Here is a 26,006-nt window from a genome sequence, read left to right on the forward strand (position 1 = left end):
AAGAGAATGTTACTTTCATAATAATAATAATTTAAAAAGTGAATTACAAAAATACAAATCAAAAACCAATAAAAAGAAAGTACAAACCCATTTACAATTAAATAACAGACGAATCTTTGGTATTTAAGTACAGATTATATATGTCTATTCAAAATAATAGACAAAGCCATTTCCTAGAGGGTTCCCCGCAGATATACTTTTCCATTCCTGTATATTACTCTGCGCAATCTACGGGAAGGCTATTTGATGGATTTTATAGATAAGTATACTTGTGTGTATTCTCCCGCTGATAGATTGAGTATGCTCGCATGGTTACTTTCACGCAGATAGATTGAGTATGCTTACGTGAATTATTCTCCCGCAGATGGCGCAGATCACGCAGAGGAATGCAGCAAAGCTACATTATAACGCAGAGAAAGACAGGTTGAAATGATGGTGAGATTATTGCAGTTTTGTTGTTTTGGGTTTTGTCTGCGTAAATCAGCGGGATCTGCGAGAGACATTAGGGTTTCGTTATGCGGATTGATTGAGCACTCTTACGTGAATATTCTCCCGCAGATAGCGCAGATCACGCAGAGGAATGCAGCCAAGCTGCATTATAACGCAGAGAAAGACAGTTTGTAGTTAGTATAGTTGGGGGGCTGCGTGAATCTGCGGGAAATGCTGCTGTTCATGTTGATACAATAAATCTGCGGGAGAATATAATAGTATTTTTAATTATGAAACGTCAATAATCATATTTATATCATCAAAAGATGATAATATTTTTAATTTTGCAATAAATTAAAAAAGATAAAAATAGGACATTTAATTTAAATAGATGGCACTATATGGTATAAAATTATTACTTTTACAATCCTATACATTTAGTCAAACTAAAAAAACAATAATTATGAGTATTAAAATTGTGCAATTTCTGCATTCTGGCCAAGAATATAAGCGATCAGAGTTTATAAAAACGAGAGAGAAAACAATTAAGCCTTGGAATACAGGAGACCACAAAAGAAAATTTCTTCATGCTAAAGGTGCTTATATTAAGGGTGGGAAAGAAACAAAAGAGAATGATATTTATTTCTGGGGCGAGTGGGAACCAGATTCAGAAGTCACTAAGATTCAGACTAAAGTTAAAGGTCATTGCCCACAATATATTCATAAGCCATTTCTAAGGCTTAATGAATCAGAACAGCACATCAAAGGAGACAAAAATTCAACACCTACCAATACAGACCCATTTGTTTTCGGCGATAAAGGATTTTTTTATAGCTGTTGCATGCAATCACGCTATAAAAAGTTGCAGCAATTGGAACCAGGTAGTATTATTTTATTTGGTTCAAATATTAATCATAATAAAGATAACGCATACTTTGCTTTAGATACAGTTTTTGTTGTGGGAGACGATAAGAATAAGAAGAATCAATATAAGTTAAAGTATAAAATAAATTCTGATTTAAAGGATTTGCACGACTTTGCACCAGATTATTACTGTGACATTATGAACTTTAAAGGATGGAAGGACAGTTTAAATTCTCCTTGCAATAGTAATGAAAAGAACGACCGTAAAGGATCAGATTGCACTAGCATTAAAAGTAAATCAGAAGGTTGTGAAAATGGATCTGATTTTACTTGTTATCGCGGTGCTAGTTATGACAACCCCATAACTTGTGAAAATGATTCTACAAAAAAAATGTATAGTTTTGTGCCATGTAAGATTGGATCAAAAGGTGAAAATGGATTCGAGAGAGTAAAACTAACAATGGATTCCTTTCAGAAAATCCGTGGGAAAGAAATTATCAGTAATAATCTAAATCAAGGAGTAAAATACACAGAAGTTACTCTTAAAGAGAGTTTTGCCATCTGGAATAAATTGCGTGAGATTATTCATGAGGATAAAGAACAAGGATTTAAAGAAGCTGTAAGACTTGATTATAAATAAAAAAATAATGTAGATATGTAGGTACTTCTTGTATGAGAAGTATCTGCATATTAACTTCAATATATGGCTGATATTGAATACCCCCTAAAGGTATTTAGGTTATAGAAAAGACCATTCATTGAGAACCTTTGTTTTATGACACTAAAGATTCAGGTAGCAAATCAGTTACCTGTTTTCAAGCTACTCTTTTTATCTTTGCCACTTTAAGCCCAATCAGAGATAGATATATTGATAGTTCTCGCAGATAGATTGACTAAGCTTACATGATTATTCTCTCGCAGATAACGCAGAGGAATGCAGCAGGCTGCATTACATCGCAGAGAAAGACAGATTGGTATGGTTCATGTTGTTTTGGGTTTCGTCTGCGTAAATCAGCGAGATCTGCGGGATACATTGGGGTTTCGTCTGTGCGGATTGATTGAGTACGCTTGCGTGAAAATTCTCACGCAGACGAATGCAGCAAGCTGTTATTCGCTCTTGTAAGTTGTTGGCGATGAACCATACTGACGGGTGAAACAGCGAGTGAAATATTTAGGGTCATTAAAACCTACCTTGTAAGCTATTTCTGTGATGTTTCTGTTGCCAGGATTCTTTATTAATATATCTTTGGCTATTCCTAGACGATAATTACGAATAAACTGACTCGTAGGAAGTCCGGTATCAGCACACAGCTTGCGACTAAGCACAGCCCTACTCATGCCTATTTCATCAGCGAGTTCACCTACACCAAATTCAGAATTCATATAGTTCTTTTCCAAAATAGCAATCACATCATCAATGAACGGTTTATTGTTCTGTTTCAACTCTTCTTTATCAGCTTCAAAACTCTTAATCTTGCTTTCACTAAATTTGCGCTGATTGTTAAGGATGTCCTCTATGCGCGACTGCAACTTATTAGGTTCGTCACTCTCCCGTATGGCTTCCTCTATCGGGCGCATAAGCTTTTCTGCCTCACGTCTACGCAACTCAGTGATGCGCCATTCATAAAGATACTTGCCAAGCACAGTCAATACCAAAAGTAATATAGAAACAAACCACCAGCTCTTCCAAAAATAAGGAGCCACATTCACATCTATTGAGATAATGTCTCCCGTTCCATTAGTAACAGCTGAAGAATATTTCACTTCAAACTGATAACTTCCTGAATGAAGACTTGTGTATCTGACGCTATGTTCTCCAGGTTTCAAAGGAATCCAATCATCCTCAAATCCCTTCATGCGGTAATAGTAACCTCCACGATTCTCATTACCATAGTTGAGCGAAGAAAAATCAATTGACAATGACTTATCACCCTCTCTAATATTTATTTCATGAGCAATGGATATATCTTCATCCAAGAACCGACTTCCTGCATATATCTCCTCATTGTCAACCATGAGTCTGGTAAACCTTAAATGCCCCTTATAAAGAGCATCAGAATTGTCACCCTTCAATATCGTTAGTCCTTTGTCACTTCCAAGATAAATTATTCCATCAGCCGATTTCACAGCAGAATTCCAATAAAACTGTGAAGACAATAATCCGTCATTGGCAGAATAGTTTGTAAACGTTTCTGTTTTAGGATTAAACTGCGAAAGACCGTTTTCTGTTGTTATCCATAACATGCCATTATTATCTTCAACAATGCCCTTAACAGAATTGTTTGCCAATCCATCCCTTAGCGTATATGCCTTGAAAGTTTCATGTTTATTCTTGCCGATGATGCGCTTGTATAGTCCGTATCCATTACTGCCTAACCATAACGTGCCGTTTCGAGTCTGACAAAAAGCACATAGCTTATCTATTATTCCACTCTTTGGATTATCAAGTTTATTCGTGATATGAACATAGTTAAATCTATGGCTACGCCTTCCAGGTGAGTTCAAATTGATTTTAACAACACCAGTAACACATCCTATCCAAAGATAGCCATATCTGTCAACAATAGAGCCTATAGCACCTCGTATATCACGGTTACCATTAAAAGGATCAAACACAGTATTCGTGTTAAGGTCATAAGCGAATATACCATCATTACTGCCTATCCACATGATGTTATTGTACTTATCGTAAGCCAAAGCCCCGATAAAGTTAAGCAGTGATTTATATTTCTGCGGCACGTTAAGACGTGAAACAGTACGATGAGTTTTTAGATCAATGAGATTAAGACCACCAGCCCAAGTACCAACCCACAGTCTAGACTTTCCGTCAACAGCAAGAGTTGACACACTGTTGTGGGATAATGCAGAATTAGAAGTTGTGAAATGCGTAAAAGAGCTTTTTCCTCTTTCCATTCTGTTCAAACCGCCTTCAACAGTTCCAGCCCAGAGTGTACCATTTGGCTCAACATACATTGCGTTTAAAGCATTTGGAGAAATACTCGTTGGATCATCAGAATGCATAAAGTTTTCTAGTCTCAACTGTCTTGGAGCAAGTTGCGCTATGCCACCAGTCTCCGTTCCAATCCATAAGAATCCATTTAGAGAATAAACACAATTAATAAAATTGCTGCTCAATGGATTAATCTTGCTTGACATGTTCCAATGAGAGAAATCATCAGTATCTGGATTATACATATCAACACCACAAAGCGTTCCAATAACTAAACGGTTATCTGGTGACAGAGCTAATGCGGATATGTAAGAATGAGAAAGGGAATTCTTGGCTATCGTGTTTTTATAGATCTTAACTTGTCTGTTGAGCATGTTATATCTCATCAGTCCAACATTTGTACCTATCCATGTGCAGCCTTGATAATTCAAAATAGAGGTAACAAAAACTCCAGGAAGATCTTTGAATGTCTGCGAAATATCCATGCGCACAATCTCATGATTAGAAACAAGGAGTCGGTATACCCCTCCGTCAACAGCAGCCCATACAGAACCATCATTATTTATATCGACAATGGCTATATCAGGAGTATTGTTAGTATATCCAAATTTTAAAATATCTTTTACATCTCCTGATTCATCAAATTCTACCCTGCATATATCATTTCTATCTACAATCCAAATATATCCTTTGCTGTCACAATACACCCTGACTGACATTTGGCTCATAATACGCTTGAGTTCATCATTTTTACTCTTAGGCATAACAGAATGCATTGTTTTAAGGTCTAGCACTTCTGTGCATTCTTCGAAACTTATCCAAAGACGATGGAACCTGTCTTCAACAACATTATGACAAGTGTTGCTCTTCAATGCCATTCCATCACTGCCAACTCCAAAATAACGATATGAGAATCCATCATATCTAACGAGTCCACCACCATGAGTGGAAATCCATATAAAGCCGAAACTATCACTGTATATATCGTCAACAAAATTACTTGGAAGTCCGCTCAACATATTTAGATAAGACATATTGCATTTATCAACGAAAGCAGGCTGTGCAAACGTAGATATAAAAGCAGACATTGAAATAAGAAAGATAAATAAGCGTTTCATTGGTATAATAATCTTTACCTATGCAAAGATAATATTTTATTTTGAAATAAAACAATAAGCGTTTTATATTTCTTATCTCATCTATGCCAAATGTTCTCCCGGCTTTGTTCCGAATTGCTTTTGAAAACACTTCGTGAAATAGCTAGGACTATTGAATCCCACCATGTAACACACTTCGTTTATACGATACTTGTTTTGCTGCAAAAGCACAGCTGCACGGCGGAGTCTTATCACCTGTATCATTTCATTCGGCGTAACATCAGCCAAAGCCTTTATCTTTGCAAACAGTCCGCTTCGGCTTATTCCGAGTTCAGAAGCAAGAAAAGCCACGTTGAGTTCTGTATTAGAAATATTCTCCTCAATAATGGTATTCATATGCGTAAGAAATTCATCGTCAACCGTTGTATTTGCTATTCTCGAAATTGGTTCAGATGGCAGACTTGAGAACTTCTGCATAAGCAAATGTCGCATTTCTATCATGTTGCGTATGCACGCTTCAAGATATTTCATTGAGAAAGGCTTTTCAATATATGCATCAGCACCACAATCCATACTTTCTGCTTTAGAATCGTTATCCGTCTTTGCAGTAAGCATGATAAAAGGAATATGACTTATTGTATAATCTTTACGTATTCTGCGGCACAATTCAGCACCATCCATTTCTGGCATCATCCAGTCACTGACAATAAGCGAAACTGTTTTATTATGTAATATTTCCAAAGCCTCAACGCCGTTCTGTGCGGTAAACAATGTATATGACTTGGCAAAATTAGATGATATGAATGTCAACATATCAGGATCATCATCAACGATAAGCATCGTTGGAACAGATTCACTTATACTCGACTGCGTATTATTGTCTAGCTCATCACTTTGATGGCTATCTGCATGAATATTTTCTTGTGAGATACTTTCACTAGCTACTGCTTGTTTATCAGTTTTTTCGTTTATTACATCAGACAAAGTAATGATAAACTTAGCTCCTTTTCCTTTTTCAGATACAACATTCACCGTACCATGATGCTGTTCTACTATCTGCTTAACAATACTCAATCCAATACCTGTTCCTGGCTTATTGTCGCTAGCCTGAAAGAAAGGATTAAAGATGCGTTTCAAGTCAGTCTTACTTATTCCGTCGCCATTATCTTCTACCACAATAGTAAACGTATTGTCGATAGGATTTACACTGCAATCAAGTTTTACAAGTGAACGAGAATATTTAAGAGCGTTTGACATCAAATTGCTTACAACCTTAGTTATTCCCTCACGGTCTATTACAGCTACAAAATCTTTAGGTGGATATGTTGCAGAAAAAGAAATGCCCTTTTGATGAAAAGACGGAGCAAACCTCTCTGCGACAGAGCTCAACAGTTCGGCTATATTACACGAATCATAATTAACAAGCAGACCTTGTTGTTGAACCTTACTGAAATCCAACAATTGATTTACAAGTTCGAGCAGACGGTGTGCATTACGATCAATAATAGATAATTGTGAACTAAAAGCAGAGTGTTTTTCGCATAATTCATTTTTTATACTCTCAAGCGGACCGATAATAAGAGTCACAGGAGTACGAATCTCATGTGCTATCATCGTAAAGAAGTTAAGCCTTGCCTTACGTGTATCCTCTTCTTGTTTAATATTTAACTTGCGTATTTCCTCCTTATGCTTGTTTTCTGCACCTTTCAGTTTATACTGCATGCTGAAATATATTGCCGCTAATATCAATATAATGTATATAAGCTTTGCAGGCAGAGTCCACCAGAATGGTGGATGAATAACAATAAGAAGCGTTGCCTCTTTTGAACTCCACAATCCGTCATTATTGGTAGCCTTAACCCTGAAAGTGTATGTTCCAGCAGGTATATTTGTATATGTTGCTTTATGCTGATTGCCAACATAATTCCATTCCTTGTCAAATCCATCAAGCATATAGGCATATTGATTTTTTTCAGGACTGCAATAACTTAAACTTGCAAACGATAAACTGAACATGTGGTCCTTATACGACAAATTTAATTTCTTTATACTGTTGAGCGATTCAGGCAATCTTTCATCGCCCACAGCAACAGGTTTATTAAAGAGTTCTAATCCTGTAATATATACAGCTGGCGAAATATTGTTTGCCTTTATCTGGTATGGATAGAAACCAACAAAGCCACTTGTTGTTCCAAAATATATACATCCATCTGATGTCTTAATACCGGCATTAGGTTGAAAAATTTCTGAATAAAGACCATCATAGCGATTAAACAACTGCTGTGCCTCTCCCCCTACGTATCTTATTATTCCATGTGTGGTTGATATCCACAGTACGCCCTGATCTTCTATGATGCTTCCGATATCGGTTCTATCAGTATTAATAGGTATGAGCTTGAATTTATCAGTCTTAGGTTCATAGCTGCACATGCCGTTAGAAGTACCTATAATCATCTGAGAGTTTTCTCCTATATGGATGCAGTTCACCTGATCTGAAGGTATTGAACCTTGCATTTTACTATAGCGATATGTCTTATATTTTTTTGTTACAACATTGTATTTTATGAGTCCCCCACCTTCAGTGGCAAACCATATAAATCCGTTTTTGTCCTCTTTAATATCGATGGTAAGTCCTGCTGTGAGACATATCTTATGAAACGAATCAGTTGCGGAATCATACAGATTTATACCTTCCATTGTAGCAGCCCATATCTTTCCTCTATGGTCTTTGTATATTGCATAACTACTGCTGCCGTAAAGTCCCTGTTGCTGTGTATACTTCTTCATTGCGCCAGTAGACTTATCCAAACGAATTATTCCGTTTGTATATGTTCCTATCCATAAATATCTACCATCATTGCACAATGCATGAACATTATATTTAGAAAGTGTGGCACTCCCCGGATAAGAAACAAATTTATGACTAGAAACAGACATACGATTAAGTCCTCCGTCATCACTGGCTATCCAAAGGTTACCATTATTATCTTCACAAAAGCGCGATATAACGTTTCCGCAGAAGCCGTTTACTTTGTCGTGACATGTATAGTTTGAAAAACGCTCTCCCACTGGCGAAAGATAATTTGCGCCACCATAAAAGGTACCAAACCATAATCCTCCTTCATTGTCACGCATAATAGAGTAAATGAACTTATCACTTAGCGAGGCTCTTGCTTCAGCATGTTCATTCACTACATGCCACTCACTAGTTTGCGGATTAAAAGAAATCAACCCGTCGTCACAACCTATAAGTACCGTTTGTGATGACTGCGCTAAAAGAGTATGTATATGGTGTGCTGTTCCTGATATTGAAGGACTCAATAATGTTTCGATACTTCCGTCATCATTTATTCTGCATAAGCCATTTTCCCATGTTCCTAACAGAATACTGCCATCATAAGCTTTAGTTATTGCCAAAGATCCATAATTGCCACCGTGGGTGTTTAAAGGAACAAAATAGTTTGTAGCTTTGTTTAGTTTATAAATAGAATATTTACCCCAATTTGTTATGGCAAAAATTTGATTGCGACTATCTACAAACACCTCTGATACATTACCTTTATTAGCTGTGAAGTGATATAAACGAGAAGACTTTGTCTTAGGATTGTATCTAACTACCCCCTGTCCCATTGTAGCCATCCATATATTACCATCTGCATCAGTAGAGAAATGATTTATCTGTTTTCTTATTACTTTTGCAAACGGTATAAATGTTTCCGACTTATAATCAAATAAATATGCTCCATGAGCCGTACCGACTAGCAGTCCGTTATCGGTGTTCTGCAATGCAGATATAAATTGGTCTGCACCCTGCTGTAAAATTGTATAGTAATGAACGTTTATTCCGTCATATCGACACAGTCCATTATCAGTTCCAAGCCAGATGAAACCAAATTTATCCTGAACGATATTTCGTACTGCATTTGAACGCAGACCATCCTGCATGGATATATTATGGTATCGAATGTCTTGTTGCTGAATACTTCCAAAAGAAAGCAATGATATGAGTAAAGCAAAAATAAACGACATTATTCTTTTCATTGGCATCTTTGTATGTGTATTAGTATATACTGCAAAGATACTTTTTTTTTATTTTATTTCAAAATATTAGTACACTTAACTGTTATTTGATATTCAATAACAGCTGGTTTTGCATTTAAATTATTATCATATTCATCGGGACGCTGCAACATCACGTGTTTGCGTGGTGCATTCATCACAAGCAGATAATAACATTCTGGCTCTTCCACCAGTGAATATTTCAAGTCGCATCCATTATCCTTTGACAATCTTTTCACCTTTATTTTAATATTGTTTGTCTTTAGTGGTTTTGCCAGTTTTATTGCATTGAATCCATATTCCTCTGGAGCTATGTTATTAGGAATACGATAAGTGTTTATGCTGACAGAATCCATCGGCGTGGAAAAGGTGCATGCATAAGGACGAGTCTCTTTATATGCATGTCGGAAATCGAAGTTCAACAAGCGTGTATAACAATCAAACATTTCGTTATTAAACTGTTTTTGATTTAACTTGCAGAGGTGCATATATGTCAAGACAGGGTCTTCTCCTGTTTTTCCATCACGATATAGTTTGGCAATGAAATTCAATCCATGTTTTTCTGTCCAGTATTGCAACACATAAGGAGAATGATAGATATTGTCTATTGAGAGGAAAGCCTTGTGAGTGAGTTTGCGGAAAGCTTGGAAATGATAATTCTCATCAGATACCCAATTAGGATTTACCTGCCACAGCATCCACTGGCTGGTCATCTCCAGAAATCCGTTTCCTCCCCATATATCACTGATGCTGTCTGCGGGTATCTGAAGTTGGAAAGAATGCCCCAGTTCATGTGCCAGACAATTCAACTTTTTATCTTGTATTCTATTTGGAGCCACCCATAGCGCACCTATGAAATTATCATAAGTGCCGCCATAGGCAGTTCCGTCTAGCGAATAGTTTATCATGACCATCATCTTGTATTTGTCGGCCTTACTTCCAGGTGAAGAAAAGCGCAATGAATCACGAAAGAATTGATAGAAACATTCTACTCGATTCTTAAGGTTCTCCATATCCACTTTCATTGGATGTCCATCAAGGTCTGGCGGATAAAGAGGATTGTCTCCGAATCCTTTCTCCCAGAAAAACACTAGATTGTCTGTCTGCACAGAATGCTTCCAGCACCATCTTTCATTTGGATTATCCAGATTGTATGCTTTCAGAGAATCTGGTATATATACAAGTTTTTGTGCTTGTATGCCAATACATGACATGAACAAGACAACAATACAGATGATGATTTTTCTCATTATCAGAAGTTCATTTGCAAGTCTATTACAGCCTTATACAGTTTACCATCTTTCATATACACCATGGTAGGACGTATTGTATAAGACTTACCCTTTATTGATGCTCCAGGCTTGTGACCATAAGCAAGACTATATCCTGTGAAATTGTATTCAAAATATACAGGACTCTCACCCCATTTACCAGCTGTTCCGTCTGCCATTATCCAGAAGCCAGTTCCATTAGCAGAATAAGCATAACTTATTGATCCATCAGGATTGGTATTGGCAATGGCTATCTTGCCCTCAGTAGGTCCGTCTGCCGTAACCTTTCCAGCAGCTAGAGTTGCAGCAGCTATTTCAGCAGGCTGAAGTTTGAATGCTTTTGCAATCTTACCCATATCACCATTGTTCAAAAGATTCATTGTGCCCAATACATAATCGGGTGATGAAGAATCAAGACTTGCAGAATGAGACAATGTGATGCTTTCAGGTGAACCAGTTGGTATGGTAACGTTGCCCAACAAATCAGTATTGCTGAAGCTAACTTGATAAGGCCATTGTTCATCATTCGTCTCATCATCGTCCCAACCCTCTCTGTTGTAAGTAGAAGGAGCACCAAGTACAACAAGATAGAGTTTCTTTGTTCCTGTAGGTATACTGAAAGTAGCATCACCAGAAGTAGCACTAAACATTTTTCCGTAATGGCTATTGTCGCTACCGTCTATTGCCACAAAACCATAACGATATCCAGCATTTGTGTTAGACTGCTTATTATAGGTAGTTACATTTCCTTTAGACTTTCCGTCAGCATCAACAATCTCTCCAGCATCGCCAGAAGCAAGTGTAGAACCAATAGCAAGAGCATTGAAATGAGCCGTTACTTCCGTTCCTGCATCAGGAATGTTCAAAGGAATTAGATTGAAACCTGTTGTACCAGGGCAATTATCATAAGAAACCTGATAATATCCATTGCTGTTCTTAAATAATTTTGTACCATAATTAAGAGCTGCGTCAGTGACATATTTATGTACTGCATCGAAATCATAGTTTGCACAATGAGCAGCATAGTCATACATATCACTATAAAGAGTGTTCAGATTTCCACCACAATACAATCTGGTATATGTCTCAACAGGATCTTCTGGATATTTACTTTCTTTCCATATACGTGAGTATGCCTGTATGCCATATTTCTGAGTGTAATAATACTGGAACCAGTAGCTTGCATAGCGTTGCCACTCGTGATTGAAACGACGATTATGATTCTTCAGCCAAACCTGTACGTTTGCATCCTGAGTGAAAGCTTCCTGCGGATAATCCTGGAAAGACTGCCATTGGGCGCATTGCTCCCAGAAAGCACATCCACCAGAACCGTCTTGCCCGAATCCATAACGGAATCCAACAGGAACAATTCCATTACTCATGGCTTGAGCCTCACCAGTGAAGAGCTTGTCGGCTGAAACTTGGAATTGGAAACTGTGTCCAATCTCGTGACCGATTGTAGAACCTACCGGTTTACATGTAGATGGATTTACCCACAATGCACCTATAGTATTATCATATCCAGATCCAGTAGCAAGCCATTCTGTCTGATAAAGCAAGTAGATTTCCATTTTATATTTATCAAGCACAGATTTACCTTGACCTGTTGTTGTCATACCAAGCTTCTCTACATTTGTTTTATAGAAGTTCTCTGCCTTAGCCAACAAGTCGTCTACGTCTACACGCAGAGCTTCTGGTACAGTTTCGGCATTAGGATTGTCACCAAATTCAGGAGCCCAGAATACAAAGAAGTGTTCACTTGACTTGTGTCGCCACCATGACCATTTTGCATCAGAACGCAACATGCCTTCAGGTCCTTTTTCAAAGCCCTCGTTCCATGTTCCCGGACAATAGTATTTTGCATAATCAGGGATCTTTGATATATCCATTATATGTACTGCATCAGGATTGGCATTCTGATGAATTGTGATCTGTGAAAGTTTATCACCACATTTTATGGTTATTGTTGCTTCACGATATGTATCATTATCATTCTTCGTTAAGAGTATAGGCATTTTATTGTCTCCTGCACTACCAGAAGGACAAGTCAGTTTTATCCAACTTATCTGAGTGTTTGCAGCCCTGCTTGTAACATCATCAACAGTTGCAGTCCAACTGCTGTTGGCATTGAAAGAAACAGAAGACTCCACTTCATCCCAATCAACGGTCTTTGGCATTTCGTTTTCGCTTATTGCTATATTACCTATAACAACATCGTTACTATCAGTACATGCCGATATGAATCCCGTAATCAAGAGCAGGAGAACCCTTAGGGCACTCCTGCTTATTATTGAATAATTATTATTATCCATTGTAGATAGGGTTATTCAGCTGTAACATTACAAACGAATTCTATAAATTTGCTATTATCTGTCTTACTTACATAGACAAAATGTAGCTTAATCTTTGTTCCTGCTGCAACACCTGGTGCTCTACCTATTCCTACAGTACCATCATGAGTCTCTACGAAATAACTAAATCCGGTTTTACCCCATGATGTAACCTTTCCTGATCCATCAAGCCAATAGCCAATTCCATTTGCAGTATAGGTAGATGTAGTATCCCATTTGCCTTCATCGTCGGCCATATACATTGCTATGTCACCTTTTGAATCTTGCACAACAGAATTAAAGTCAGATGCAGTCATACCAAGACATTTTTGAATCGCATCTGAATAATCGGCAAACTTAACTTCATAAGAACTATAATCACCAGTAGGAATCGTTATTGTAGGCATAATAAGTCCAGGGTCTGTAACAGATATCAGAACGCTCAGCCTCACATATTGGTCATAGTCTTTGCCATTGTTTATAGCAAAACCTACATTGTCAGAAAAAGACACACCTGCTGAAGAGTTTTCAGGCACTCCAACTATTATAGACTTTGATGCTTTATCAAGTTCTATATATCCGGCTGCGTCAGATTCTTTACTCACAATCTGTCCCGACTTGTTATAGTACCAACCAGTTGTACCTTTAGTGGTAGCGGTCTTATCCCATATTCCACGAGAAGTATTGATATTGTAGAATACAACTTTGCCAGTTTCAAGTCCTGCAATCATATCGTCTACAGTCATACCTAACTTTGTCTGGATAGTTTCGGCATAATCTTTAAGATTTATTGTTTTAAGAGCTACATGCCCCTTGCGAAATTCAGCAGTAGTGCTGATATTGGCACTTGCGTCAGTTCGCAGATAAGGAGCCTCATTCTCTGTATATACATGCTTTTCTACAGCATCTTCAGGGTCTGTGCTACAAGCGCTTAATCCTAACGCCATGCAAACCGCCGCTATATATAATATATTCTTTTTCATAAGAAATTATAAGTTTAAAGGTTTTATTATTCTACCTATTTATTTACCTGTAGTAGATCCATAGCCAGGATTCTGCTTTAGTTTTGGATTGCCGTCCATAGCACTCTTTGGTATTGGGAACAGGTCACCATTTCTATCTGTTACAGCATCCTTACAGAACCATGATTTGCCATTGTAGACATTCATGTTAGTACCCTTGATATTAAAGCGAATAAGTTCATCGCGGCGATGTGCCTCACAAACAAACTCCTTAGCATATTCATCAAGTAGTCCACCAAATTCTATATCAGCACCACCTTCATTTGTTATAATCCATTTATCTTCACCCCCAAGAGTTCCTTGGTTCTCTCTGTGACCGTAGTTGTAGTTACTGCCACCTTTGAGTTGTGCCACTGTTATTGTAGCTTTGCTCGGATCAGATTTAAAGTTACGTGCACGAACCTTTGTTACAAGGTCAGCAGCAGTTTGTTCATCTTGTCCTAGACGCAACAAGCATTCAGCTTTCATCATGTAAGCATCTGCCAAACGGAAATATGGCACGTCATCATAACTCGTTCCGAAATCACCACTCTTAATTTCATACTTAATAAGTCTGTAGCTTTCAAAAGGATAACAACCAGGATTGTCAATACTGTGAAGTTCCTTTGTATATATCAATGGTTCGCCATCTGCAGTTATAGCAGTTCCGTCCATTGCATATTGCTGACCACCAGTCCAAGTATTGTCCATACGGGTATCTCCCGTCTCATAAGTATCAAGGAACTGAGGGAATACGATACCACCACCAGTAGCCCAACCAGAGAAGTTCCAACGTGCTCTACCAGCATTATGTATCCATAAGTTTGCCATGTAGTTACCACCTGCATATTTGTTTTCCAATGGAATACCAAATATTATTTCAGGAGAAGTAGAAATATCTTCTTTGAAATTATCGCTATAGTTTGGTGCCAATGAGAAAGGACCAGCAATCACCTTATTTACTTCATCAAGAGATTTGCTATACCATGTTTTATCTGTATCATCCTTAAACCATGCATTATGGTTAAGATAGAGTTTGGCTAGCAACATGTGAGCTGCATACTTGTTGATTTTACCCATTTCTATCTTACTTGGGCATTTCTCTGCAACAGCATTCAATTCACTTGCTATCCAATTATATACAACTTTTGGATCAGCCTGTTCTGGAGTCCATCCAGCTTCGTGAACATAGGTTGTATCAAGCGGAATGTTTCTATAAAGATCTAACAGGTTGTAATAGTATAACGCACGATATGCGCGAACTTGTGCTACAATATCTTCATTTGATGCGATAGCTTTGTTTGCTAGAATTTTATTACATGCATTCACTCCAGCATAGTTATTCTCCCAGTTTACCTGGAAAAAGCCTATCTTAGAATTAAGCTGATGCTTATGCATTGAAACATAAAGGTCGCCCCATCCTATACCAATACGTGAAGGAACTCCCCAAACGTCAGAACTCATGTCCATGATATCCGACATACCAAACCATCCCCAATAAACATCTCTAAGACTGCTATAAACAGGGGCAATAGTATGTTCAAGTTCTGTTTCTGAAAATTCATGCTGTTCAGACGAAATAGTATCATATAATGTTTCGTCTAGATCTGTACATCCAACCATTGATAGCCCACAAGCTGCAATCATGGCAGACATAAATATCTTATTTATTTGTTTATTCATGACTTTATGCTTTAAATATTAGAATGTGAATTTTGCGCCCAAAGTGAACGTACGTATTGATGGATATTTATCACGCCAGTCAATACCTGAACTCAAAGGATCGGTATTAGACAATTCTGGGTCGAGTCCCTTATAACCTGTTATTGTAAACAAATTGCTACCTGACAAATATACATAGATATTCTTTGCATACTTATCTGACTTCAAAGGAACAGTATATCCGAGCGTAAGATTAGAAAGTTTTACATAGTTTCCGTTTTCAAGATAATAGCTCACAAAAGTCTGCTTCTGTGCTCTTGACAAAACATAATCTCCATATTGCTTATCAGCTGCTGATTTAAGGTGATTGTAGACAACGGCATTGTTCTCATAATAAGCACGTGCCTCATTCAATATTTTAGCTCCAAACTGACCAGTAAACTGCATATTCAAGTCAAATCCTTTATAGCTGAACGAGTTGTTCCATCCCAGATTAACCTTAGGAATCGCATTACCTAGGTATTGATGATACTTGTCATCCGTAAGCATATTATCATTAAACTCTTCGGCTTTTCCTGTTTCTTTGTTTTCAATCATCCAGAGTCCATTTTCAGAAACTCCTACGCTCTTCATACCATACCACTGTCCTAATGGTTTACCAACTTCAAGACGTTGTGTTGTCAAAGATATAGGCTCGCCAAGACCAGCCATATCATGCTGATTTGCAGTCTGATAAAGATCGTTTGAGAGACTTATTAGTTTTATTTCATTATATGCAGCCGTTACAGTTGTTCTCCATTCAAAGTCTTTCGTGCGAACAGGTACAGCATTTACTGCAATTTCAATACCCATATTACGCATCTTTCCTACATTTGCTAAAGTAGTATTATAGAGGTTTGGAGGGCATGGAACATCATACGACCACAACATACCAGAAGTATTCTTGTGATACATATCAATAGTTCCAGACAAACGATCATTCAATACACTCCAGTCAATACCGACATTAAACTCAGTACTCTTTTCCCATTTCAAATTAGGATTAGGATTAGAAACAACATTTAGTCCCTGATACCATGTACCATTATCATAGTAGTAAGGATCGCCTAGTTTCCATTGTGTCAATGATTGATAAGAGTCACTAGGAATAACACCCGTCACACCAAATCCAGCACGTATCTTAAGGTTGTTAATCCATGTAAGTGATTTCATGAAACTCTCGTTACTGATTGTCCAACCAAGTGATGCAGAAGGGAATGTACCCCATTTGTTATTGGCTCCGAATTTTGAAGAACCCTCACGGCGAACACTTACAAGAACATTGTATTTATCTGCATATCCATAGCTTATACGTCCAAAGAAACCAACAAGGGTATTATCACTCTTATAACTTCCCATTCCAGCCTTACCATCTTTTAGGAATCCACCTACTCCAATATTATTATCCTGGTAGAAGTCGCTCATAAAGTTAGTATTATTGGCATTGAATCCTTCGTATTCGTTATATTGATAGCTGTATCCAGCAAGAGCCTCTATGCGGTGATTGCCAAACTGATGCTTGTATGTAGAGGTCAATTCCAGATTGTCACTCTTTCCATACGAGTAACTCTGATAGGCATAACCTGTGTGATAGTTTACAACCTGATCATAATACTTTGAAGTGTAATATCCCTTATCATGACCATTGTCACGATCTGTCGAAAGCATTAGGTTGGTTTGCCATCCCTTTATTGGTTCAAAGGTAAGGTTACCTACCATTCGTGTGTTTTCAGTTTTATACTCACCCTTATGCTCATTTAGCAATTCAACAGGATTCATATAGTAGTTTATTGCCATATTCTCATAATAGCTTCCATCCTGATTATAGATTGGCTCGGTAGGATTACGCATGATAGCTTGACGGTATATCTGTGTTGCAGCAGCATCAACTGGTCCATTCTCATGCCAACGTTTCATGATATTGAAAGAAATTTTCATCATATCATTCATGAACCAGTGAGATAAACCTCCATTGAAGCGCATCTCATTAGAATATGTCTTTATAATCACACCCTGCTGATCACGATAAGTGAAGTCTGCATTATACGTTGTACTCTTGTCGCCACCGCTAATCATGATATTATGATTATGTGTAAATGCAGTACGTGTCACAGCATCAAGCCAGTCTGTATCATATCCCTTATCATTAAATTGTGTAAGACCGTTACGGACATCAGTTCCGTCCATCATATCAAGCTTTTTGCCGAACGAAGACAAAGACATATAACCACTGTAATTAACAGTAGTGGCTACGTCACGTTTACCACTCTTTGTTGTGATGATAATCACACCAGCAGCACCACGTGTTCCGTATATAGCAGCCGCTGATGCGTCTTTCAATACATCAACACTCGCAATATCTTCAGGTGCAACAGTACTAAGACTGCCCTCTATTCCATCAACGAGAACCAATGGAGTGCTGCCTCCACTAAGAGAGATGATACCACGAAGGCGAATGCTTGATGCTACGCTTGGGTCACCACTACCATTGGCTATGGTAAGACCAGCAACTTTACCTTTAATCAAATCGCCAGCATCTTTTATATTTCCCTTTGAGAAATCTTCTGATTTAATGCTTGTTATTGCTGATGTTATGTCACCTTTCTTTTGAGTACCATAACCGATGACAACAACTTCGCTAATAGATTTAAGATCTTCTTTAAGAGTTATCTTGCCACCTTTTGTCGTTTCCTGAGTTATATAACCCACATAAGAGATAATAACAACACTACCTCTCTTTATATTGAGAGTATAGTCTCCGTTAATGTCGGTAACAGTACCGTTGGAACTGCTGCCTTTTTCAACAACGCTAGCGCCGATGATAGGTTCACCATTAGCGTCCAATACTGAACCTTTGATAACTGTCGTGTTTTGTTGGACAATAGTCGGAGAAGGATTTCCTGATGACTCTTGTGATGCCATTACAGGAATTGCTGTTCCCGTAGACAAAAGTAAACACGCAGAGGCTTTTATAAATGCATTACTATGCATGAAGCCATTTGAGAATAGTGTTTTCTTCATGATTGACTCTTTTTGTTTTGAGGTTTGATATTATTAGTTATTAACTTTCCATTCTATAATTCCACCGCTTGCGCCCTTTTGCAAGTTAGCTATTATCTTCAATCCAGTAGTGGTTATTGGAGCAAAATCCACGCTGTTATATTTGTCTTTATCAACACCATAACTGCTGTGATTTTCTACTTCCTTCCAATTGCCATCACTGTCCTTATAATATAGTTTCCAACTTTCCGGAGTTCTGAAGTTTCCGTCATAATGATCGAAGTCCAACCAATATACTTCTACATTACTTACTGTATATGGTTTGTCAAATTCATAAGCGATGCTTTCCGGCGTTCCATTCTTTAGCCACCAATAATGATAAGGCTTGCTTATATCGCTACTTCGTTTTGGTTCCCATTGGTCGTTTACGCCCCAAGCCTCTCCCATTACAGCAGCTGTTTCGGGTGCATCTTTCTGTATTGCACTCTGATAAAACAAGGTCCTTGCCTTACTTGCTATTGTTGGTTGTGGTTTTACATGTGCATAGATTGGAGAATATGGTATCCATACTTCCATCTGGTCGGCTCCACGATTATTCCAAGTACTGTATGGTATTGCTTTAAAAGTAGTTTCCTTCACGGTTCCATCAGCTTCCACTTCACTTGCTTTACCTGTAAGTTCTACAATTCCGTTTAATTTATTCGCTTTAAGTTCTGCATCTATCTGTGTTTTGCTAGTTATTACTTTGTTGAACACCATAGAGTCTGGCTGATCTTTCCCTTCCAAACAATATACAATAGGTCCACGCTCAAGGGCATATTTACCACGATCATCTTCTACATTGTCGTTTGCACTTATTCGTCTCACATCCATTGGAAGTGACAGTTCTATCACGTCACCTTTCTTCCATTTTCTGTTTACTACGGCATATCCGTCTGCCATATAAGCCTTCACTTCCCTACCGTTTACCTTTAAAGTATATTGTTCTGCTGAATCTGCAAAACTATAAAGATTTGTAGCGACAGGTCTACTCTTTACCCATGAAGGAATGCGCAAGCGAATATTGAATTTAGCGTTGTTTTTAGGATTTACAATTATCTTTACGTTTCCATTCCATGGATAATCTGTATGTTGCAGTAACTCTGTACCATTCACGTTTCCTTTTCCTTGAATATATAGATTCACAAAGATGTCACTGCCTTGGGATGCATATTGATATTGCGGAACACTTGCCATGAAACGTGTCACATTGCCAGGACAGCAAGCGCAACCAAACCATTTCTGACGTTCATGCTGTCCCATGCTCTCCAATGGATTATCATAGAAGAATTTGTCTCCACTCAAACTTACTCCACTCAACACACCATTATATAGCGCACGTTCATATATATCAACATACTTACTGTCACCTGTGGCTAAAAACATGCGATAGTTCCAATATACATTGGCAATAGACGCACATGTCTCACAATATGCAGTCATATTATTAAGTTCATAATTAGGACCGAATCCTTCTCCTTCGGCACGACTACCCATACCACCTGTAATATATAGTTTCTTGCCTGCCATATTTTCCCATATACGTTCAAGCGCATGGAAATAGGCTGTATCGTTAGTCAGTGAAGCTACATCAGCAACACCACTGAACAGATATCCTGCTCTTACGGCATGTCCCACGATTTCGTCTTGTTGTAATATAGGCTTATGATCTTGACTATATTCACTTAGGGCATGTCCGTCTGTTCCACGTCCAGTTTCCTCAACGAAGTATTTAGCCATATCAAGATATTGTCTTGTTCCTGTCACCTTATATAGTTTACAGAGTGCCATTTCAACGATAGGATGTCCTGATGGTCTATGAATCTGTCCCTCATTAGGTCCGAAAGTCTTACAGATGAGATTAGCATTTTTTATTGCCACATTAAGAAAAGTTCTTTTTCCTGTAGCTTTATAATGTGCTATTGCCGACTCAATCATGTGTCCGCTGTTATAAAGTTCGTGACTATTAATCTTTTCCCATTTGTGAGTTCCCCACCATCCAGAAAGTCGATAACATTTATTTGTTACGCATGTTGTCAGGTAACCATCTGGTTCTTGTGCGGCAGCGATTATTGCTATTACGCTGTCTAGATAATGATCTAGTTGCTTGTCGTAATGTACAGCAAGGCTATAGCTTGCACCTTCTATTACTTTATAAGGATCGGTATCATCAAAAGAAAAATCTCCTCGATGCTCACCTTGCTTTATACCTGCAGCAATGGCAAAATTATCGAAGCGACCATTCTTTTCACATTCATGAAATGCTGAAGGTATTGATACGGTGCGGTTGATTTCTATTCGTGGGCTCCAAAACGTATCATTGAAATGCACTTTAGTAAATGGCACTTCAGTGATTGGGGCTTTGGCGCGAAGCAAATACTTCGGAAGTTGATTCGAAGCATTTGCCCCAAAACCAAATAAAATACAACCTATAATTAATTTTGATTTCTTGTTCATGGTCTTTTTTTTGTTGCGGTTTTATAATCGCAAAGTAACCTTAAATTTATTAAACTTGATAAAAAAATCGTCTAGCAAAGTAGCAAAATCGTCCAAAAGGCTTAACAAAGTTTATTTTTGGACTATATTCTCATCCAGATTGGACTCTTTTGTCATCGCTTGTTTTATAAAATTCATATCTTTGCACATGTATTTTAAAACATATTTCACCATGAAAAGAATTCAGCTTATACTTATCGCCTTATTATTACTAGGTGGAAAAGCTATCGCTAATACATATAATGTGGAGTCACCCGACAGCCGCATTAAACTTTATGTAAATACAGACGAGAGCATTTCTTTCTATGTAAATCTAGGTAATCATGAGATTATACATAAATCTGGTATCGGCCTTGTTCTTGATAAAGGTTACAGAATAGGTAACCAAGTGAAGGTTGTTGATGTAAAAACTTCGAATATAAACGAAATAATACATGCTCCTTTTTATCGTCAAGATCATTTTCAAAATCAGTATCATGAATTGAAGTTGACGTTTAAAAATGGGTTTGGCATAACTTTTAGGGTTTTCAATGAGGGCATCGCTTATCGCTTTTTTAATACGAAGAAAAAACAGATTATTATAGATAATGAGATTGCCAATTATAATTTTGGCAAGGATAAAGAAACATGGCTACCCTACACCACCAACGAAAAGGCACCATTTGCTATGGCTTTCCAGAATATTTATGATCATACTGCTATTGATAAGGCTGAAAAGAAAATTGCCTTTCTACCAGCAACGGTTAACTGCGGAAATGCAAAAGTAACTATTCTTGAGAGTGATTTGGTTTCATATCCAGGAATGTTTATTATTGCAGATGGTGATTATCTAAAAGGTGTGTTTGCAAAATATCCAAAGAAGATGGAGTACTATCCTTGGAGACACATGAATCATGTTGCAGAAACGAATAACTATATAGCTGCTTCAACTAGTGCATCGAATTATCCATGGAGAGTTTTCGCCATTACAGAAGCTGATACACAGATGCCTGTAAATAATATGGTATATGCGTTAGCACGTCCAAACAAGATTGGCAATACTGATTGGATACACCCCGGAAAGGTATCATGGGACTGGTGGAATGACTGGAATCTTAAAGGCGTTGACTTCAAGGCTGGGATAAACCAACAGACTTATAAGTATTATATTGACTTCGCATCGAAAAACCATATCGAATATATTGTTCTTGACGAAGGTTGGTATGATTCAAAAAGTGGTGATATCATGCATCCAATTAAGGACTTGAACCTAGAGGAACTTATCGAATATGGCAAAAAGCGTAATGTTGGAATTGTATTGTGGTCGGTGTTTAACTTAATGGATGAAAATCTTGAAAATATATGCCGACATTATGCTGATATGGGAATAAAGGGATTTAAGGTTGACTTTATGGACCGAGATGACCAAACTGCTGTTGAAATGGTTGAACGCTTGGCTGCTTGCACTGCGAAGCATCATCTAATCCTTGACCTGCATGGAATATATAAACCTGTAGGACTGAACAGAACATATCCCAACATCATTAACTATGAAAGTGTTTTTGGTATGGAAGAATCAAGGTGGACAACCATCGACCACGATATGCCTTTATATGATGTTACCTTCCCGTATATACGCATGATGGCAGGTCAAGTTGACTTCACTCCAGGAGCGATGCGCAATGGTACTAAGAACGATTGGAAGGCAAACTATATAAAGCCCATGTCTATGGGTACACGATGTCATCAGGCTGCATGCTATGTAGTTCAAGACAGTCCTTTTACAATGCTTGCCGACTCTCCAACAAGCTATGAGGCTGACAGTACCTACACTAAATATATTGCTGATATTCCGGTAGTATATAACGAGACGATAATTCCACAAGGAGAAATAGGTAAATATATTGTTACAGCCAGACGGAATGGAAACAAATGGTATATAGCAGGACAGACAAACTGGGATTCTCGTGATATCACGCTGCAATTTTCTTTCCTGAAATCAGGAGTTGAATACAATGCCAGAATATTGAAAGACGGCATTAACGCAGATCATGACGCAGAAGACTATCGCATAGATAAATTCACTGTTAATACAAAGTCTTCTATCAAAGTGCATCTTGCTTCAGGTGGAGGCTTTGTAATCGCAATCACGCCGAAAGCTGTTTCTGAATAAAATAAAACATATAAATAATAACGATGAAAAAACGATTCTTCATTATCGCAATGGCTATATCGGTGTTAATGCCGGCTGTTGCACAGAGAGAAAAGCATGTAGGAGGATATCCTATAACTCCAGTACCGTTTACGTCGGTTAAAGTATGGAACAATACTTTCTGGGGACAAAGACTTGAGACCTCACGTAAAGTAACGATTCCTTTGGCATTCAGCAAATGTGAAACTGAGGGCCGCTACAAGAATTTTGAAAGGGCTGCGCATCCATCACCAAACTATAATGTTGCCGAACTGATGCCTTATAGCTTTGATGATACCGATCCATACAAGACGATTGAGGGTGCAAGCTATATCTTGCAGACTTATCCAGATAATAAGTTGAAAGCCTATATTGATAGTGTTCTCAATATTATTGGGGCTGCTCAGGAACCTGACGGATATCTTTATACAGCACGTACACAGAATCCACAGAATCCTCATCCTTGGTCTGGCAGCACGAGATGGAGCAAGGAAGAAGATTTAAGTCACGAGCTATATAATCTTGGACACATGATTGAGGGTGCTGTTGCTCATTGGCAGGCAACTGGAAGCAGAAAGTTCCTAGACATCGCAATTAGATATGCCGACTGCGTTGTCAAAGAAGTTGGACCTAACCCTGGTCAGGCTTGTGTTGTTCCTGGACATCAGATTGCCGAGATGGCTCTTTGCAAACTATATCTTGCTACAGGAAACAAGAAGTATCTTGACGAAGCTAAATTCTTTCTTGACTATCGTGGAAAGACTGAAATAAGACAGGAATACTCACAAAGTCACAAACCTGTTATCGAACAGGACGAGGCTGTTGGACATGCTGTGCGTGCAGCATATATGTATTCTGGTATGGCTGATGTGGCTGCTCTTACAGGAGACAGTGCCTATATCAAGGCTATTGACAGAATCTGGGATAACATTGTGGATAAAAAGCTTTATATCACTGGTGGTATTGGAGCCACAAACAACGGTGAAGCTTTCGGTCCAAACTATTACTTGCCTAACATGAGTGCATACTGCGAGACATGTGCAGCAATAGGAAATGTATATGTAAACTATCGCCTCTTTCTTTTGCACGGAGATAGTAAATACTATGATGTTCTAGAGCGCACTCTTTACAACGGACTTATAAGTGGTGTAAGCATGGATGGCGGTGGCTTCTTCTACCCTAACCCACTTGAAAGCATGGGACAGCATCAACGTCAGGCTTGGTTTGGCTGTGCTTGTTGCCCAAGTAACATTTGCAGATTCCTACCATCATTGCCAGGTTATATCTATGCTGTGAAGGATAGAAGCGTTTACGTGAATTTGTTCCTCAGTAATAGTTCTAAGGTAAGTATAGGCGGAAAGGCTGTTTCACTAAGTCAAGAAACTAACTATCCTTGGAATGGAGATGTTAAGATTAAAGTAGACAACAACAAAGCAGGTAAGTTTGGTATGAAGATTCGTATTCCGGGTTGGGTTAAGGGACAGCCAGTACCTTCTGATCTTTATTCATACACAGACGCATCACGTCCTACTTATAAGATTACAGTAAACGGTCGTTCTGTTCCTGCATCGCTTACAGAAGATGGATATTATACAATTTATCGCAATTGGAAAAAGAATGATGTTGTAAACGTACACTTCGATTTGGACGTACGTACTGTTCGTGCAGACAACAAGGTAGAGGCTGATCGTGGAATGGTGAGCGTAGAACGTGGTCCATTGGTCTATTGTGCAGAATGGCGTGACAATGCTTTTGATATCATGAGCGTATTATTGAATCGTGAACCAAAGTTCAGCGAAGGAAAACTTTCATATTCGTCATTCATTGCAGATAGTCTGAAAACAAAACTGCAACTATATCGCGACCAGAATATCACCACTCTTGCTACTGATGCACAGACTTTAGCATACGACAACAGCGGAAAACTAACAACAAATAATGTGAAGCTCGAACTGATTCCTTATTTTGCATGGTGTCATCGTGGAAGTGGTAACATGAAAGTTTGGTTACCACAGGATGTAAAAGCAACACGTCCATCTGTTCCTGCAACACTGGCTTCACAAGCAAAAATAGCTTCTTCTACTCCAAGCAGTTCAATGCGCAGTATTGCTGACGGACTTGTTCCAGCAGATGAAAACGATCGTTCTGTTCCTTATTTCCATTGGTGGCCAAAACAGAATACCACTGAATGGATAACATACACCTTCCCTGAAGCAAAACAAATTCAAAGCACTACCGTTTATTGGTTTGATGATCAGCCTTGGGGCGGATGCAAGATTCCTGACTCATGGGCTATACAATATAAGGATGCAAACGGTAATTGGCAGAATGTAGAGAATGTAGATTTTTATCCGATTAAGAAAGGAACAGCATGTACAGCAAACTTCAAACCTGTTAAGACATCAGAAGTAAAGATCTCAGTAAAGCAGCCTGCTAAATACTCTTGCGGACTCTTTGAATGGAGTGTTAAATAACTCCGTATTTTATTAATGCATTCATAATGCCGTCTTCGTCAACACTTGTTGTTGTGAAGTCGGCATTTTTCGAACCATGATAATTTCGTAATAATGTGAGAATATCTGATTAATAAGAATAATCA

Annotated in this window: 11 protein-coding genes; 3 read left to right on the forward strand and 8 right to left on the reverse strand. The window is 38.2% G+C overall.

The window, feature by feature from the left end:
• Positions 1–892: 892 nt before the first annotated feature.
• A complete protein-coding gene (locus B045_RS0103940) occupies positions 893–1,933 on the forward strand; it encodes a hypothetical protein (RefSeq protein ID WP_018462969.1) in 1,041 nt (346 codons plus the stop codon).
• A 467-nt stretch (positions 1,934–2,400) separates the two neighbouring features.
• Here the strand turns inward: B045_RS0103940 and B045_RS0103945 are convergent, their stop codons facing one another.
• The 8 genes from B045_RS0103945 to B045_RS0103980 all read right to left on the reverse strand — a co-directional run bounded on the left by B045_RS0103945 (position 2,401) and on the right by B045_RS0103980 (position 21,198).
• Entirely contained in the window at positions 2,401–5,361 is a 2,961-nt protein-coding gene (locus B045_RS0103945) for a two-component regulator propeller domain-containing protein (RefSeq protein ID WP_018462970.1), read from the reverse strand.
• An 81-nt stretch (positions 5,362–5,442) separates the two neighbouring features.
• Positions 5,443–9,381, reverse strand: a complete 3,939-nt coding sequence (locus B045_RS0103950) for a hybrid sensor histidine kinase/response regulator transcription factor (RefSeq protein WP_025883900.1) — start codon at positions 9,379–9,381, stop codon at positions 5,443–5,445.
• 53 nt (positions 9,382–9,434) lie between these two features.
• Positions 9,435–10,649, reverse strand: a complete 1,215-nt coding sequence (locus B045_RS0103955; RefSeq protein WP_018462972.1) for a DUF6055 domain-containing protein — start codon at positions 10,647–10,649, stop codon at positions 9,435–9,437.
• Between the two features lie 2 nt (positions 10,650–10,651).
• Positions 10,652–12,982, reverse strand: coding sequence for a DUF6055 domain-containing protein (locus B045_RS0103960; protein ID WP_018462973.1), 2,331 nt, complete (start codon positions 12,980–12,982; stop codon positions 10,652–10,654).
• Positions 12,983–12,993: 11 nt separating this feature from the next.
• Positions 12,994–13,983 carry a DUF4859 domain-containing protein gene (locus tag B045_RS0103965; RefSeq protein WP_025883897.1) on the reverse strand — a complete coding sequence of 330 codons (990 nt, stop codon included), beginning with the start codon at positions 13,981–13,983 and terminating at the stop codon, positions 12,994–12,996.
• A 39-nt stretch (positions 13,984–14,022) separates the two neighbouring features.
• A complete protein-coding gene (locus tag B045_RS0103970) occupies positions 14,023–15,684 on the reverse strand; it encodes a RagB/SusD family nutrient uptake outer membrane protein (RefSeq protein ID WP_018462975.1) in 1,662 nt (553 codons plus the stop codon).
• Between the two features lie 18 nt (positions 15,685–15,702).
• Complete coding sequence (locus B045_RS0103975) at positions 15,703–18,723, reverse strand: SusC/RagA family TonB-linked outer membrane protein (RefSeq protein WP_025883895.1); 3,021 nt, start codon at positions 18,721–18,723, stop codon at positions 15,703–15,705.
• Between the two features lie 33 nt (positions 18,724–18,756).
• Positions 18,757–21,198, reverse strand: coding sequence for a glycoside hydrolase family 127 protein (locus B045_RS0103980; protein ID WP_018462977.1), 2,442 nt, complete (start codon positions 21,196–21,198; stop codon positions 18,757–18,759).
• A gap of 211 nt (positions 21,199–21,409) precedes the next feature.
• Here B045_RS0103980 and B045_RS0103985 point away from each other — a divergent pair, with 211 nt between their 5' ends.
• Together B045_RS0103985 and B045_RS0103990 are read left to right on the forward strand one after the other, a co-directional pair.
• Positions 21,410–23,389 carry a glycoside hydrolase family 97 protein gene (locus tag B045_RS0103985; protein ID WP_018462978.1) on the forward strand — a complete coding sequence of 660 codons (1,980 nt, stop codon included), beginning with the start codon at positions 21,410–21,412 and terminating at the stop codon, positions 23,387–23,389.
• Positions 23,390–23,457: 68 nt separating this feature from the next.
• On the forward strand, positions 23,458–25,881 hold the full coding sequence (locus B045_RS0103990) for a glycoside hydrolase family 127 protein (RefSeq protein ID WP_018462979.1): 2,424 nt from the start codon (positions 23,458–23,460) through the stop codon (positions 25,879–25,881).
• Positions 25,882–26,006: the final 125 nt, after the last annotated feature.

Origin of the sequence: Segatella paludivivens DSM 17968 = JCM 13650 (assembly GCF_000373185.1) — a bacterium.
Taxonomy (GTDB): domain Bacteria; phylum Bacteroidota; class Bacteroidia; order Bacteroidales; family Bacteroidaceae; genus Prevotella; species Prevotella paludivivens.